Source organism: Streptomyces sp. MS06 (genome assembly GCF_047200655.1).
Lineage (GTDB): Bacteria > Actinomycetota > Actinomycetes > Streptomycetales > Streptomycetaceae > Streptomyces.
Genome location: NZ_JBJZOJ010000059.1, coordinates 15906 through 29361, shown reverse-complemented (window position 1 = coordinate 29361; position 13456 = coordinate 15906). Strand labels below are relative to the sequence as shown.

General features: G+C 73.7%; 15 protein-coding genes. 6 read left to right on the top strand and 9 right to left on the bottom strand.

Annotated elements, in window-relative coordinates; all coding sequences use genetic code 11:
* Positions 1-89 precede the first annotated feature (89 nt).
* Positions 90-1337 (bottom strand): FUSC family protein, encoded by a 1248-nt coding sequence (locus ACL02U_RS26250; RefSeq protein WP_412793415.1) that lies wholly within the window; start codon positions 1335-1337, stop codon positions 90-92.
* A 120-nt stretch (positions 1338-1457) separates the two neighbouring features.
* On the opposite strand from ACL02U_RS26250, the gene ACL02U_RS26245 reads away from it, so the two are divergent.
* Positions 1458-2051: a TIGR03086 family metal-binding protein gene (locus tag ACL02U_RS26245; protein ID WP_412793414.1), complete on the top strand. Its 594-nt coding sequence runs from the start codon at positions 1458-1460 to the stop codon at positions 2049-2051.
* Between the two features lie 50 nt (positions 2052-2101).
* Here the strand turns inward: ACL02U_RS26245 and ACL02U_RS26240 are convergent, their stop codons facing one another.
* Positions 2102-2596, bottom strand: coding sequence for an FBP domain-containing protein (locus ACL02U_RS26240; RefSeq protein ID WP_412793413.1), 495 nt, complete (start codon positions 2594-2596; stop codon positions 2102-2104).
* A gap of 96 nt (positions 2597-2692) precedes the next feature.
* On the opposite strand from ACL02U_RS26240, the gene ACL02U_RS26235 reads away from it, so the two are divergent.
* From ACL02U_RS26235 to ACL02U_RS26220, 4 genes are all read left to right on the top strand, one after another.
* Positions 2693-3616 carry a DUF3626 domain-containing protein gene (locus ACL02U_RS26235; RefSeq protein WP_412793412.1) on the top strand — a complete coding sequence of 308 codons (924 nt, stop codon included), beginning with the start codon at positions 2693-2695 and terminating at the stop codon, positions 3614-3616.
* Positions 3617-3926: 310 nt separating this feature from the next.
* Positions 3927-5210 (top strand): ROK family transcriptional regulator, encoded by a 1284-nt coding sequence (locus tag ACL02U_RS26230; RefSeq protein WP_412793411.1) that lies wholly within the window; start codon positions 3927-3929, stop codon positions 5208-5210.
* Between the two features lie 70 nt (positions 5211-5280).
* A complete protein-coding gene (locus ACL02U_RS26225) occupies positions 5281-5538 on the top strand; it encodes a hypothetical protein (RefSeq protein ID WP_412793410.1) in 258 nt (85 codons plus the stop codon).
* 548 nt (positions 5539-6086) lie between these two features.
* Complete coding sequence (locus ACL02U_RS26220; protein ID WP_412793409.1) at positions 6087-6383, top strand: hypothetical protein; 297 nt, start codon at positions 6087-6089, stop codon at positions 6381-6383.
* 591 nt (positions 6384-6974) lie between these two features.
* On the opposite strand, the gene ACL02U_RS26215 is transcribed toward ACL02U_RS26220, so the two are convergent.
* Positions 6975-8015 (bottom strand): PHP domain-containing protein, encoded by a 1041-nt coding sequence (locus tag ACL02U_RS26215; protein ID WP_412793408.1) that lies wholly within the window; start codon positions 8013-8015, stop codon positions 6975-6977.
* Positions 8016-8266: 251 nt separating this feature from the next.
* Between ACL02U_RS26215 and ACL02U_RS26210 the strand changes: the two genes are divergently transcribed.
* A complete protein-coding gene (locus ACL02U_RS26210; RefSeq protein ID WP_412793407.1) occupies positions 8267-8503 on the top strand; it encodes a hypothetical protein in 237 nt (78 codons plus the stop codon).
* 21 nt (positions 8504-8524) lie between these two features.
* On the opposite strand, the gene ACL02U_RS26205 is transcribed toward ACL02U_RS26210, so the two are convergent.
* The 6 genes from ACL02U_RS26205 to ACL02U_RS26180 all read right to left on the bottom strand — a co-directional run bounded on the left by ACL02U_RS26205 (position 8525) and on the right by ACL02U_RS26180 (position 13218).
* Positions 8525-9775, bottom strand: coding sequence for a ricin-type beta-trefoil lectin domain protein (locus ACL02U_RS26205; protein WP_412793406.1), 1251 nt, complete (start codon positions 9773-9775; stop codon positions 8525-8527).
* A gap of 158 nt (positions 9776-9933) precedes the next feature.
* Positions 9934-10467 (bottom strand): VanZ family protein, encoded by a 534-nt coding sequence (locus tag ACL02U_RS26200; RefSeq protein ID WP_412793405.1) that lies wholly within the window; start codon positions 10465-10467, stop codon positions 9934-9936.
* Between the two features lie 128 nt (positions 10468-10595).
* A complete protein-coding gene (locus tag ACL02U_RS26195) occupies positions 10596-11246 on the bottom strand; it encodes a DUF4230 domain-containing protein (protein ID WP_412793404.1) in 651 nt (216 codons plus the stop codon).
* A 370-nt stretch (positions 11247-11616) separates the two neighbouring features.
* The gene (locus ACL02U_RS26190) at positions 11617-12159 is read right to left on the bottom strand and encodes a GNAT family N-acetyltransferase (protein WP_412793403.1); all 543 of its coding nucleotides are present in this window, start codon (positions 12157-12159) and stop codon (positions 11617-11619) included.
* Positions 12160-12266: 107 nt separating this feature from the next.
* Positions 12267-12647, bottom strand: coding sequence for an anti-sigma factor antagonist (locus ACL02U_RS26185; RefSeq protein ID WP_412793402.1), 381 nt, complete (start codon positions 12645-12647; stop codon positions 12267-12269).
* A 268-nt stretch (positions 12648-12915) separates the two neighbouring features.
* The gene (locus ACL02U_RS26180; RefSeq protein WP_412793401.1) at positions 12916-13218 is read right to left on the bottom strand and encodes a DUF4235 domain-containing protein; all 303 of its coding nucleotides are present in this window, start codon (positions 13216-13218) and stop codon (positions 12916-12918) included.
* Positions 13219-13456: the final 238 nt, after the last annotated feature.

Sequence of the window (13456 nt, the reverse complement as noted above, 5' to 3'; positions counted from 1 at the left end):
GGTTCCGCCGTGCCGCCCGGCCACCGGGGTGCGTGCGCCCGCCGCTCCGGCCACCGGGGTGCGCGCGCCCGCCGCTCCGGTCGCCGGTGTCAGGGGCGGCCCGCCCCGCGCACCCGTTCCCGTACCCGGGGCGGACGGGGCATCCGCTCCCGCACCCGGGTCACCCGGGGCCGCCGCTCCCGCTGCTCGCGGGTGTGCCGGTCCAGCTCCTCCAGCAGCCGGCGCGAACGGTGCTCGGTGTCCATCTCGTCGATCATGCGATCGACCTCCGTGAGCACCGCGCCGTGCAACTGCCATCGGCGCGCGTCGCGCTGCACCTCCTCCAGCAGCAGCCGGGCCAGCTTGTCCCGGGTGGCGGCGGCCTGGCGCAGCTCGGCGGAGAGCCGTTCCTCCGCCGACTCCGCGTTCGCGCTGGTGCTCGTCGTCACCAGCACCGCGAAACTCACCACGGCGTCGGCGACCTCGGACAGCAACTGCTCGACAGCCCTGCCCGACTCGGGCGGGAGCAGCGGTTCCGGATCGCGCTCCTTGGCGAGGTCGGTGAGGGTCCGGGCGAGGACCCGCAGCACCACCGTGCAGATCTCCAGGGTGTCCAGGCCGGTGCGCAGCACCACCCGGTGCAGCAGCCCCTCCCGCACCCTCGGGTTGAGGCGCAGGCTCTCCTCGGCCTGCCGCAGCGCCGCGTCCACCGCGACGATCTCGTGGTCCAGGCGGCGGGCCTCGTGCAGCCGGGCCGCCGCCACCTCGAACGGGGTGCGGTCCGCGGCCTGCTCGCCGATGCGCAGCATCAGCTGCCGCAACCGGCGCGCCAGGTCCTCGATCGACTCTCCCGCCTCTCCCGTCCACACCGGCGGGGGCAGGAGCACGTTGCAGGCCAGGCCCACGACCGCGCCGATCAGCGTCTCCAGCACCCGCGCCCAGGCGGTGTCGCCGACCGAGGTCACGCCGAGCACCAGCATCGCGCTGATCGCCACCTCGGGCACGTACTCGTCGACCCGCACCAGCCGGCCCACCGCCAGTGAGGCGACGATCAGCAGCGCGAGGCTCCACCACGTCAGCCCCACCAGGAGGCTGAACGCGATGGCGACCAGGACGCCGGCCACCACCGCGTTCACCCGCCGGATGCCGTTGGTGAGGGTGGCGTAGAGGGTGACCTGGACGACCAGCAGCGCCGTCAGGGGCGCGGTCAGCGGCGCGGGCTCGGGGCTGAGGCGCAGTGCGATGACGTAGGCGCCCGTGGCCGCGACCGCCGACCGCAGCGTCTGGACGACCACGGGCTCCCGGCGGCGCTGGACGAGCCGCCGCATCCGCTCGGTTCCCTCACGCACATCTGGCATCTTCAGGTCACTTCCCCCTCGGCGGCGAGCAGCACGCTTCTCCATTGAGGACCGACACCGTCCGCAAGAGCCTCTAGATTGCCTTCGTCAGCCGGAAAGCCGCACACCAGGGGGCGAACCATGGGTACGAACAAGGGCATCGAGGTTCTGACGGACGCGCACTCCTATCTTCTGGAGGTTGTCGCCGAGGTCCCGGAGGCGGCCTGGGGCGCGCCGACACCGTGCACCGAGTGGACCGCGCGGCAGGTGCTCAACCACGCGCGCGTCGACCAGCAGGCCTACGGCCTCGCGCTCACCGGAGGACGGCCGGACTCCGATCCCTTCCGGCCCGCCGACGCCCTGACCGGCCGGCCGGAGGCCGAACTGGAGAGGGTGCTGCGGCAGGTGGCGGACGCCTACGGGGGACTCGGTGCGGACGGCGAGGCGGTGCCCACCCCGCTCGGCCCGCTCCCGTCGCCGATCGCCGCCGCCGCGGCCGCGATGGACGCGGCGGTGCACGCCTGGGACATCGCCGTCGCCACCGGGGTGGACCGGCCGCTGTCGGCGGACCTCGCCGGGGCGATCCGGCCCGCCGCGGACCGGCTCGTGGACCACCTCCGCGAGTCCTACCGGGTGTTCGCACCCGCGCGGCCGGCCGGACCGGGCGCCGACCCCGCGGCCGAACTGCTGGCCTTCCTGGGGCGCGACCCGCAGTGGACGCCTGCGGCGCCCTGACCGCAGCAGCCGCGCGCCGCCCGTCCGGGACGCCCACCGGCCCGTGGCCGTCAGCCGTACAGCTTGTCGAGGAACGCGGAGAGGTTGCCCGTCATCCGGGCGATCTGCTCCTCCACGGTGAGGCTCTCCTCGAACCGGGTTCCCGTGTCCGGTACCTTCCTGCCCCGCACGTACAGCGGACAGGCCAGGTCGGTGCACATGTACAGGCCCACCGAATTGCCCTCGCGGCCCGCCGCGCCCGCCTTGCGGGCCGTCATCAGCGACACGTCGCCGCGGGCGTGCGCCGTCAGGCACAGCGAGCACAGACTGCGTTGCAGGAGACCGCGCTGCGACGGCGGGAACCGAAGCGTCACACCGACCCGCCCGCCCTCGCGTTCGGCGACCAGGTAACTGCGGTCGGGCGCGCCCGGATCGCGCCAGCCGAGGAAGTCGAGGTCGTCCCAGGGCAACCCGGCGAGATCGCGCGGCACCGGCAGGCGTTTGGCCTCTCCCTTGGAGCAGTTGACGAAGGAGTCGCGGATGTCCCGCTCGGTGAGTGGTCTCATGGGAGGGCTCTCCGGATGTCGCAAGGATGTCGTCTCGAACAAAACCTAGGGGCTCTAGGTTTGCTCAGGTTAGGCAGATCGGGAAAGGACCGGCCAGTGCATTTCGAGCAGGCCGCCACGCCTCGGGCGCGGGCCGCACTCCGGCACGTCGCGGCCCGCTCGGCCGGACCGGCCCTGGCCGTCGGCCCGCGCATCACGCTGAACTTCCACCCCGACCGACTGGCCGGCGGGCTTCCCGTGCTGCGGGCGATGGCCGGGGACGGCGCCTACCACTCGCAGTTCGTCACCGGGACCAGCAACGGCGGTCTCACCGCCCACCCCGGCGGCGACCGCTGGCGCTGGGAGAGTCGGATCTTCGGCGGCGCCTACGACGGTGCCGAACCGCACGAGAGACCCGTGTACGGTGCGCTGAACTTCCGCCACCAGAACGTCGGGGCCGCCCCGCGCTTCGGATCCTCGCACCTCCGGCTCCGGCCCGCCGTGCTCGCCCGCACCACCTTCTGCTACCCCGACAGCGCCGCGGAGCCGACCGACTTCGGTGTCGCCGCCGGCATGCACCTCCTCGCACTTGCCGAGGAGGACGAGCGGGACGCCCTCAACGACTACATCGAGGCCCAAGTGCACGGCGGAGTCGACCTGCACCGCGATGTGGAGGCGCTCGTCCTGGACTCCTGCTACCGCGCGACCTCGGTGGAGGCCGCCGCACGTGCGCTGCGCTGCCGGGTCGAATGGCACCCCGGTTACCGGCTGCCAGTGGCGGGACTGTACCGACACGCCGACTATCGCGGCCGGGAGTACGCAGACCTCGGCGCGCGCCTCGCGCGGGACGGGTACGTCGATCCCCGGATGATCGGTGACGCGGCCCGCACCGGGCGGCACGCGCTGCAGGACCTGAAGATGGTGTGGCACACCCTGGCCCGCTACGGAGCCCCGCCCGGTGCGGGCACGGCCTGCACCGGACCCGTCCCGGCGGAAGGCGAGGGCCGCCTGCGGGCCGCCGGTGACCCGCCGGCCCGGTAGCCGCCACCCGGGGCCGCTCGGTGCGGGGGCCGGCGGGCAGGGCGTTCCCCCGGGCGGGAGGTCCGTACGCTGGACCGGTCCGCCGGCCGGCGGTGCGGGCCGTGGGGGTGCCCCGGACGGCGCCCCGGCCTGCGGCCGTTCCCGGCGCGACCGGCGCCGGTCGCGCCGGTCGTGGCTCCCGAGCCGGCCCGAGGAGGGCCCGACGTGCGGAGGCGCTTAGCTCGCCGCATGAATTAAGCATTGGAAAAAGGTGCGGTCGGCGCCTCGCGGAGGTATGTTGCAGGTCGGACACGGTGCGAAGGGAGCCACAGTGGCGGGGCGGAACGGGCGTACGGTACGCGACCTCAGGCGGGCGAACCGCGCGGCCGTCCTGCAGCGACTCTTCTTCGACGGACCACTCAGCCGCTACGAACTGGGCCCGGTCACCGGCCTCAGCTCCGGATCCGTCAGCAACGTCGTCGCCGACCTGGTCGCCGACGGCCTGCTGGAGGAGGCCGGCAGCGTCGACTCCGACGGCGGTCGCCCCCGCACCCTGCTGCGGGTGGCACCCACGAGCGGCCACATGATCGGCGTGGACGTCGGCGAGACACGCGTGCGGATCGAGCTGTTCGATCTCACCCTCACCGAGCTCGCCCGCGCCGAACACCCGCTGGAGCAGCAGCGTTACGAGGTCGAGGACATCGTCGGCCACATCCGTGACGGCATCACGGAGGTGCTCGGCGCCGCGGGAGTGCCGCCGGGCCGGCTGCTCGGCGTGGGCATCGGCGTTCCGGGCATAGTCGAACACGACCCCGACCGCGGCGCGGTCGTGCACGGCCAGACCATCGGCTGGGACGCGGTCCCGCTGGAGGCGCTGCTGCGTGCCGGGTCGACGCTGCCGGAGGCCGTGCCGTACTTCATCGACAACGGCGCCAAGACACTCGGGCAGGCCGAGATGTGGTTCGGCGGCGGCCGCGGCGCGGGCAACGCCGTGGTCGTCCTGTTCGGCTCCGGCGTCGGCGCCAGCCTCGTCACCCCGGACGTCGAGCAGGGTCGTGCGGTGGAGTGGGGGCACCTGACCGTACGGGTCCGCGGCCGACGGTGCCGCTGCGGCTCGCTCGGCTGCCTGGAGGCCTACGCGGGCGCGGAATCCCTGCTGGCCCGCTGGCGGGAGGAGGGCGGGCGTCCGCCCGCGGACGAGGAAGCGGCCCTGACCGCCATGCTCGCCGCCGCCTACCCGCCCGAGGGCACCGCTCCCGACCCGGTGGCCCTCGCCGTGCTCGAGGAGACCGCCGAGTACCTGGGCGCCGGACTGTCCGACCTGATCAACCTGTTCCAGCCGGAACGGATCCTCATCGGCGGCTGGGCCGCCCTGCAGCTCGGCTCCCGCTTCCTCCCCGCGGTACGCCGCCACGCCACCGCCTACGCGCTGCGCCACCCGGCGGAGAAGGTCACCGTCGAACTCGGCCGCCTCGGCCCCGACGCGGTCACCGTGGGCGCCGCGATCCTCCCGCTGGCCGACTTCTTCGCCCGTGGCGGCCGGCGCCCGGAGTCGGCACCGGAAGGACCGGCCCCCGCCTGGCGCACCGCACTGGCGGGACGGGCGCCCCACTGAGGTTTCGGCACCCGCGGCACAGGTACCCGGCTCCCTCCTGCGGCGTCCCAGGAGAGGGAAGGGAGAACCCGTGACCGACCACCCACTCGAACAGCCCCGCGAAGCGGGCGGCCCCGTCCCGCGCGATCCGCAGGACCAGCAGGCCCACGAAGGTGAGGACCCGTGGGACGCCCCTTCCGGTCGAAGGGGCGAGCACCGGGCGGACGACGACGAGGAGATCGCCGAGGACGTACCCGACACCGATGTGGCGGGCACCGGCAGGCGTGGCGCGCCGCGCTCGGGTTCCGTCCACCCCGAGCGGCCGGTCCCCGACGAGCCCTCGGCCTGAGCCGTCCCGGCACTCCGGCCCGACGGCGGCGGCCTCCGGGGGCCACCGCCATCGCCCTGTGCGGCTCCTCCATCCGGCCGCTCACCGGTTTCTTCCACGCACTCGGCCGCTCACCGGTTCCGCTCGCCGGCCGAGCAGCCGACGCCGCTCGCCCCCCGGTGCCGCCCCACGGCCCCGGCCCCGCTTCGACGGCCCGCCTCCGGCCGTACAGCGGACCGTCCGTGTCCTCGCCCGCCGGCCCCGGTCCGTCGGGCGACGCACGCCGAGGCGGCGCGGGATCCCGCAAGCCCGGAAGCCCGGAAGCCCGGAAGCCCGCAAGCCCGCAAGCCCGGAAGCCCGGAAGCCCGGGGCGCGCGGGAGCGGGGCGGAGAAGGCACCATGAAAGCGGGAGCTGCGAGGCGGCGGGCACCACGGCGGGCGCCGGTGGCCACCGCTGTCGGGTGACGACACGGACCGGTACCCGGGTCCGGATCGTGCGCGCAGCCGATCACGAGGCGGAGGCCGCCGACCTCGCCAGGCGGTCGCATCCGGAAGGGAGGCTGAGAGGCATGGCCCGGACATCATGGACGACGCAGGGGGTTTTCGCGGGGCGGGGAGGTGTACGCACCGACGAGGCCGGGACGATGACCGGTGATCTGACCGTCCACACCACCTGGGACGGCCGCCAGGCCGAGGTGGAGGTGCGGTACAGCGGCACCTCTCAGGGCTACACCCTCGCCGGCAGCCCGGTGCCCTGCGACTCCGCACAGGAGAGCAGGGATCTGCACCAGGCGGTGGTGGAGGCCGTACGGGCCGGCGGCGGGGCCACGGTCCCGCGGTACCGGCGGCTGATGGGGCATTCCTGAACCCGGGCACTGCTGAACCCGGGCCCCGCACCTCCCGCTCCCGGTCGGCGCGTCACGCCCGTCCGGCGGGAACGGGGACGCCCCGACCGCGAGGGGGGGAGACGCGGTCGGGGCGGATTGTGGGTGGGCGCGGACGGCGGTCGCCTCTCGGCGAAAGGCTCCACGGGGCTTCAGCCGAACGATCGTCCCCGTGGGCGTCAGGTGAGGCCCGGGGACACTGTCCCGTCCGCACCCACGGTCCGTCCAACGGAGCGCCACCCGCCGGTGTTCCCCCGCCTGGTCGGCGCGTCCGGTGATCCGCGTCACCTGCCGCGGAGAAGTGCGCCGCCGGGCACCGCGGCCGGTCGTCGGCGGGCCGGGAACCGGGGCCCGTCTGCGGGAGAGGACCACCCGCCGGGTGACCACCTCCAGGTGTTCGCGCGGACGGGGATGCCGTCACCGTCGGGGACGGCGGCGCGCTCCGTCCGGGTCTCGCTCCGTCCGGGTCTCGCTCCGTCCGGGCCTCGCTCCGTCCGGGCCTCGCTCCGTCCGGGCCTCGCTCTGCCCGGGCCTCCCGCGGCCGGATGCACCGGCGGCCTCCCGGCCACCGCGTCAGCCGCCCGGCACGCGGGCCGGTGGGCGTCCCTCCCGCGTCCAGGACAGCAGTTCCTCCGCCGGCCAGGTGGTGATCACACGTTCCGCGGGAACGCCGCACTCCTCGGCGCGGGCGCAGCCCCGGATCTGCCAGTCGAGCTGTCCCGGTGCGTGGGCGTCGGTGTCGATCGAGAACAGCGCGCCCGCCCGGAGCGCCCGGCGCAGCAGCCGTCGCGGCGGGTCGAGCCGCTCCGGACGGCTGTTGATCTCCACCGCCGTGCCCGACTCCGCGCAGGCGGCGAACACCTCGTCGGCGTCGAACGCGGACTCCGGCCGCCCCCGCCCCGTGACGAGGCGGCCCGTGCAGTGCCCGAGCACGTCGGCGTGCGGGTTGCGCACCGCGGCCACCATGCGCCGGGTCATCGCCCGGGCGTCCATGCGCAGCTTGGAGTGCACCGACACCACCACCACGTCGAGCCGGGCCAGCAGCTCCGGATCCTGATCGAGTGAGCCGTCGTCGAGGATGTCGCACTCGATGCCGGTGAGCAGGCGGAACGGGGCCCAGGTCGCATTCAGCTCCGCCACGACCGCCAACTGCTCCAGCAGGCGCTCCGCGGACAGCCCGCGTGCCACCGTCAGGCGCGGTGAGTGGTCGGTGAGCACCGCCCACTCGTGACCGAGCCCGGCGGCCGCGCGTGCCATCTCCTCGATCGTGCTTCCGCCGTCCGACCAGTCGGAGTGCAGATGGCAGTCGCCGTGCAGCAGGGCCCGCAGCGTGCGGCCGCCGTGCACCGGTGGCGCCGCCTCCGCCTGTGTCTCCAACTGCTCCAGGTACCCCGGCACCTGTCCGGCCAGGGCCTCGTGCACGACCTGGGCGGTCTTCGGTCCGACACCGCGCAGGGCCTGCAAGGTACCGGCCCGCGCCCGCGCGCGTACCTCGTCCCGGGGCAGGCCGCCCAGGACACGGGCCGCGGTGCGGAAGGCGCGCACCCGGTAGCTCGCGGCCAGCGACCGCTCCAGCAGGAAGGCGATCCGCTCCAGGGCCGTCACGGGATCCATCGCCACCTCCTGGGACCAGGGTTCCCCAGCGGCACGCCTCCCGCACGGCGGCGGCCTCCTCACCCGCCCGGCAGGAGCGTCCGGGTGCCGGCACGGCTGTCCGGCGCCGGCGCTCACCCTGCTGGGCGAACGGGGAGCCCCGGGCACCGCCGGGACGGCACGGCGGCGTTCCGTCCCCGTCCTCCGTGCGGTCGGGGCTCGGCGGAGAGCGGGACGAGCCGCTCGGGACGATTCCGCTTTACCCTCGTGACATGACCGAAGCCTCGAGCCCGCACATCTCCTTTCCGCGGATCGTGGTGCTCGGAGTCCAGCCGGGCACACCCCCGTTTCGCATCGTGGAAATCGACGGCCAGGTCGTCGGGGAGGCGACGGCCCTCGTCGACGTCCTCCAGTTCGCGTCCGCGCACGGCATCCGGGTGCACGACCTCGACGACCCCGCCACCGTCCGCTGGGTCGGCGGTGACAAGTTCAGCTGGCGGCCGCACTGACCCGGGGACCGGCCCCGCGGCTCAGCCCAGCGTCCACTTCTGGTTGGCGCCGCCGGTGCAGGTCCACAGCTGCAGCCGGGTGCCGTCGGCCGAGTCGTTGCCGGTGACGTCCAGGCACTTGTCGGCCTGCGGGTTGACGATGTCGTGTGCCGCCGTGACGACCCACCGCTGGTTCGTCCCGCCCGTGCAGTCCCACAGCTGGACGGGGGAGCCGTCCGAGGTGCCGAAGTCGGTGACGTCCAGGCACTTGCCGAGCGCGCGCAGGCTGCCGTCGGAGCCCACCGTCCACTGCTGGGCCGCGGTTCCGTTGCAGTCGTAGAGCTGCACGGGCGTGCCGTTGGCGGGGTTCGCGCCCGCCACGTCCACGCATTTGCCGGCCAGTCCCCGGATCGCCGTGCCGCTCGCGCTGTCGCTCGTGGTCACCGAGACCGAGTCCACCACCAGCTGCTGCGGGAAGGCCGTGGAGCCGTCGGGGTCACCGGGCCAGTAGCCGCCCACCGCGAGGTTCAGGATCAGGAAGAAGGGCTTGTTGAACACCCAGGTGTCGCCGCCCAGGTCGGCCGGTGTGCGCCGCTGGTAGACGTTGCCGTCCACCGACCAGGTGATCGAGTCGGGTGCCCAGTCGACTGCGAAGGTGTGGAACGCGTCGGCGAAGGCCTGCCCGCCGGGGAGGGTGTACCCGGCGCCGATGCCGTTCGAGCCGGAGTAGCCGGGGCCGTGGATGGTGCCGTGCACCGTGGACGGCTCGAATCCGACGTTCTCCATGACGTCGATCTCGCCGGAGTCGGGCCAGCCCACCTGACCGAGATCCGTGCCGAGCATCCAGAACGCCGGCCACATGCCCTGCCCCCGCGGAATCTTCATCCGCGCCTCCACATGCCCGTACTGCGCGGCGAACCTCCCCGCCGTGTTGAGCCGCGCCGAGGTGTACTGGCAGGTGCCGTACCAGCACTGGTAGCCGGCCGGGTTCTCCCGGCGGGCGGTGATGACCAGATGGCCCTGCCCGTCCAGGGCCGCGTTGCGCGTGCCCGAGGTGTAGTACTGCCGCTCGTGGTTGTCGACGTTGTCGCCGGTCTCCGTCTGCCACTTCGCGGAGTCGACCGGTGCCCCGGCAGGCCCGTCGAAGGTGTCGGAGAACGTCACGGCGGTCGCGGCGGACGGTGCGGGGTCCGGTGTGTCCGCCCGGGCGGGGGTCCCGACGGCGGCGGACGCGGCCAGGACGGCGGACAGCGCGGCGAGCAGGCCGCTGCGGAGCAGGCGTGGGGTGGCCACGGCATTCCCTTCCGTACGGCGCCCCGTGAGGGCGCGCCGCCTGAGGTGGGGGGTGAACGGGTGAATGCGTCGCCTCTTGATTTAAGAAGTGAAGTAAGTGGGCGTCAATACCTTGGTACGGACCGCGGTTGCGGAGTTCGTGCCGGACCGGCGCGGTGTCAGTCCCGCTCCGTCCCTGCGTGCACCCTGCGTCCCAGTCTCCGACCGGCCAGCAGGTAGCCCAGCAGTGCCCCGGTGGTGTTGAGGATGACGTCGTCCACATCGAAGGCACGGCCGGTGATCAGGGAGCCCTGGACCAGTTCCACCATCAGCATTACGACCGCGGTCAGCAGCGGCACACGGACGATCCCCCTGGCTCTGGGCGCGACCACCGGCACCAGCACGCCGAACGGCATCCCGAGCAGTATGTTGCCCCCGATCTGCTTCACGGCGTCGCGCAGCGCCGGCTGCCGCAGGTAGAGCCGCAACGACTCTCCGGGGTGCAGGTTGTTGTGCGTCAACGCCTGCGAGGCGGGGGAGGGTTGCAGGGTCAGCCGGGCCAGTACGACGGCGAAGCCCACCATGAGGGCGAAAGCGCAGGCCGTCGCCAGCAGGCGGACGGGCAGCGGGAGCGGCCCCCGCCCCCGTGGGGCCGGCCGAGCCGGTCGGTCCCCGGACTTTCTGCCGGGCAGGCGGGCGGCGACGCGGCTCATACGTTCCTCCATCGGTCGTGTTGCCGCCCGCGGGGACGGCTGTCCGGGTCGGCCGGGTCGGCCGGCCGGGCGATCGCGGTCGTGGCACACGGGGTCGCGTCGCCGGCCGGCCGGGCGGGCGGCCGGGGTCATCGGCCGTAGGTCACGTGCACCCGGGTGAAGCCCAGGGAGTGCAGCAGCCCCCGCAGCATGTCGGTGGTGTTCCTCTCGGCGCGGGCGGTCAGCCCGCTCTCCTTCGCCGCGGCGGCGATGTGCCGAACAGCGAGCTTCTGCACGGCCTTCTCGCTGTCGGGGTTGTCGGAGAAGAAGTCACCCAGGCGGTCGAGCAGTCCGCGCTGCTTGGACACCGCGTACGACCGTCCCGGGTCCAGGGCCGGGGTGCCGAGTCGTGCGTCCGGCAGCCGCAGGGTGGCAGTGGTCCGGTCCGAGTCCACCACCACGGCGTCCTCGCCGAGGTGACCGAGGTCGACATAGGCGTCGACGGTGCCGGCCCCGACGTACAGGGTGCGCGTGCCGCGGATCGCGTCGGGGAGGAACCTGGTGTCCTTCTCCAGATCGACGACCACCTGGAAGTTGCCGGACGCGGCCTGGTAACGGCTCATGTCCCGGATGGACTTGAGCAGCGCGGGACCCGAGCGGTCGTGTGTCCGGGTGCCGAACAGGCCCTCCACGCCGGGCAGCACACTCAGCCGGAACCCGGCGAACAGAACGGCGAGCACGACGGCGACGGCCGTCACCGCCTTGGCCCAGCCGGGCATGTGTCTGAGGGAAGTCGTCATGGCGGCGTTGCTCCTTCCGTCGTCCACCGGCCCGTGTCTGTCCGGATGCCCCTCAAATTCCGGATCAGGCAACTGAGTTGGGTGGACGGCGGCGACAGGGGAGCATTCGGGGGCGCAGTGCGGGGCGGACGGCCCCGGGCGCAGTCCCGGACCTCGGACCCCTCGGCGGTCCCCCGAGATCCCCGAGATCCCCGAGACCCCTGAGACCCCTGAGACCCCCGAGATCCCTGAGACCCCCGAGATCTCTCGGATCGGTCAGGTCCGCAGAGCAGAGGGTCCGCGTCGGCCCCCACGCTCCGTCAGCACGCGCGCCGGCTCGGGTACCGGGCGGGAGTCCTGCCTCGAGCCGCCCGACTCGGCGACCCGGGGCTCAGGCGGGCGGCGGCGTGACCGGGGACCTCAGCCCGAGCCACTGCTCGGCGTCCCAGGCCCGGAACCGCTCCACCTCGGTGAAGCCCAGCTTCTCCGCGAGGCGCATCGAACCGACGTTGGCGGTCTGCGTGGTCAGCACCACGGGCTCGCCGGGAAGGACGCCGTCGAGCCAGTCGAGTGCGGCCGTGCAGGCCTCGGCGGCATACCCGTATCCCCACGCCCGCGGCAGGAACAGATAGCCGAGATCGGCCTTCCCCGCTGCGGCCGGGCGGCGGTGCTCCGTCGCTCTCCTGAGCAGGATCTGACCGATCATCGCCCCGTCCAGGTCAACGACGAAAATCCCGGGCCGTTGCCCGGGCACCTCGGGCATCTCGTGCTCGAGCTCGGCACGCGGCCGGGGGCCGCCGAGGTAGGCGTGCACCTCCGGCGAGGCGTGCAGCTCGATGAACGCCTCGCGGTCCCGTGCCTCGGGCGCTCGGAGCACGAGCCGCTCGGTCCTGACCGGGTCAGGCGGCCAGGGGACGGGATCCAGGTCTGCCATGCGCGCAGACTAACAGCCCGGCAGGCGTCGGAATCGGGCTTCCCCCGGCCGTCGCCGCGCTCGCCCCGGCACGGTCTGCACCGATCGGTTCGGGATCCTCGATCTGCCTACAGGGAGCCGGAGGCGGCCTCCGGCCGCTCGAGGGCCGCGTCGAGCGTCGGCCGCGGCGGCAGCAGCCGGGCCAGGCCGGTGAGCCGCAGCATTCGCAGCGTCAGGGGGTGCGAGCAGACCAGGTGGAGACGGCCGCCCCGGTCGAGCACCCGGCGGCGGGCCCGGTAGAGCAGGCGCAGCCCGGAGCAGTCGAAGAACGTCACCGGCGTCAGGTCGATGACCACCCGCGGGGCGGCGGCCTCCGTGACCGCGTCGAGGTACGGGACGATCTCCGCGGCGGCGGCGATGTCGATCTCCCCGTGGAACTCCAGCACCGTGTACCCGCGGTCCTGGCGGACGTGCAGATGCGGCAGGAGCGGTGCGGGTCCGTGCTGCACGACGAGATCGCCTCCAACAGCCGGCGAGGGGGACCGGCATCGGTTCCCACTCTGCAAGTTACCCTCGGACGAACAAAATTGAGCATGTTCGGTTGACATATGTCGTCGAATTCCGACCGGGTTCCTCTGCTGGATATTCGATTCCTGCCAGGATCGGCCTTGCCTGTTCACCGGTCGGCCCACCCGCCGGATCCGGCGCCCTGGCAGGTCACGGGCCCGGGGGCCGGCTCCCGAAGCGTGGCCGGCCCCGCGATCGGAAGGTGTCCCGTCAGTCCCGGTCGCCCCGGCCCGTCGTGGGCCAGACCCCGGTGGTGCGCTCGATCGCCTTCGCGCCCGTGCGGTTCACCGCACTCCGCACCACCGCGAAGATCGCGCCCTGCACCGCTGCCGCCAGCAGGATCTCTCCCCAGCGACGGTCCGGGTCGAGCGCGTCGGGTGCGTCGTCCTCGTGCCGGATCGCCTTCCACGTCTTGCGGAACGCGACCCCCGCCAGCGAACCTCCCACCCAGCCCAGCACGAAGCCGACGGGTTTGTAGGCCAGGGGGAGCTTCTTCTTCGTCGTCTTGGCCACGGCATCTCCTTGGTCGTAGCGGTGTGTGCGGGGACCTTCCCCGCGGCAGCTTGCGGTCCCGGGGCAAGGGCCGGGGTGCACGGCGGACGGGCGGTCGGGCAGGTCGTGAGGCTCGCCGGGTCGCGCGTCGGCGGATCGGTGGGCCCCGCGGCGGGCCCGGGACGACGGGGCGATCGTAGATCAGGGCGGAGTGCGCGGGGCGCGCGGAGTGGCCGTTCGGAGTGGTGCCGAACCGTGC

What these genes read in the sequence shown, in the direction of transcription:
- ACL02U_RS26220 (WP_412793409.1), top strand. Translation starts at nt 6,087, where the DNA reads ATGGCCCGGACATCATGGACGACGCAGGGGGTTTTCGCGGGGCGGGGA.
- ACL02U_RS26200 (WP_412793405.1), bottom strand. Translation starts at nt 10,467, where the DNA reads ATGAGCCGCGTCGCCGCCCGCCTGCCCGGCAGAAAGTCCGGGGACCGA.
- ACL02U_RS26190 (WP_412793403.1), bottom strand. Translation starts at nt 12,159, where the DNA reads ATGGCAGACCTGGATCCCGTCCCCTGGCCGCCTGACCCGGTCAGGACC.
- ACL02U_RS26245 (WP_412793414.1), top strand. Translation starts at nt 1,458, where the DNA reads ATGGGTACGAACAAGGGCATCGAGGTTCTGACGGACGCGCACTCCTAT.
- ACL02U_RS26250 (WP_412793415.1), bottom strand. Translation starts at nt 1,337, where the DNA reads ATGCCAGATGTGCGTGAGGGAACCGAGCGGATGCGGCGGCTCGTCCAG.
- ACL02U_RS26210 (WP_412793407.1), top strand. Translation starts at nt 8,267, where the DNA reads ATGACCGAAGCCTCGAGCCCGCACATCTCCTTTCCGCGGATCGTGGTG.
- ACL02U_RS26215 (WP_412793408.1), bottom strand. Translation starts at nt 8,015, where the DNA reads ATGGATCCCGTGACGGCCCTGGAGCGGATCGCCTTCCTGCTGGAGCGG.
- ACL02U_RS26240 (WP_412793413.1), bottom strand. Translation starts at nt 2,596, where the DNA reads ATGAGACCACTCACCGAGCGGGACATCCGCGACTCCTTCGTCAACTGC.
- ACL02U_RS26195 (WP_412793404.1), bottom strand. Translation starts at nt 11,246, where the DNA reads ATGACGACTTCCCTCAGACACATGCCCGGCTGGGCCAAGGCGGTGACG.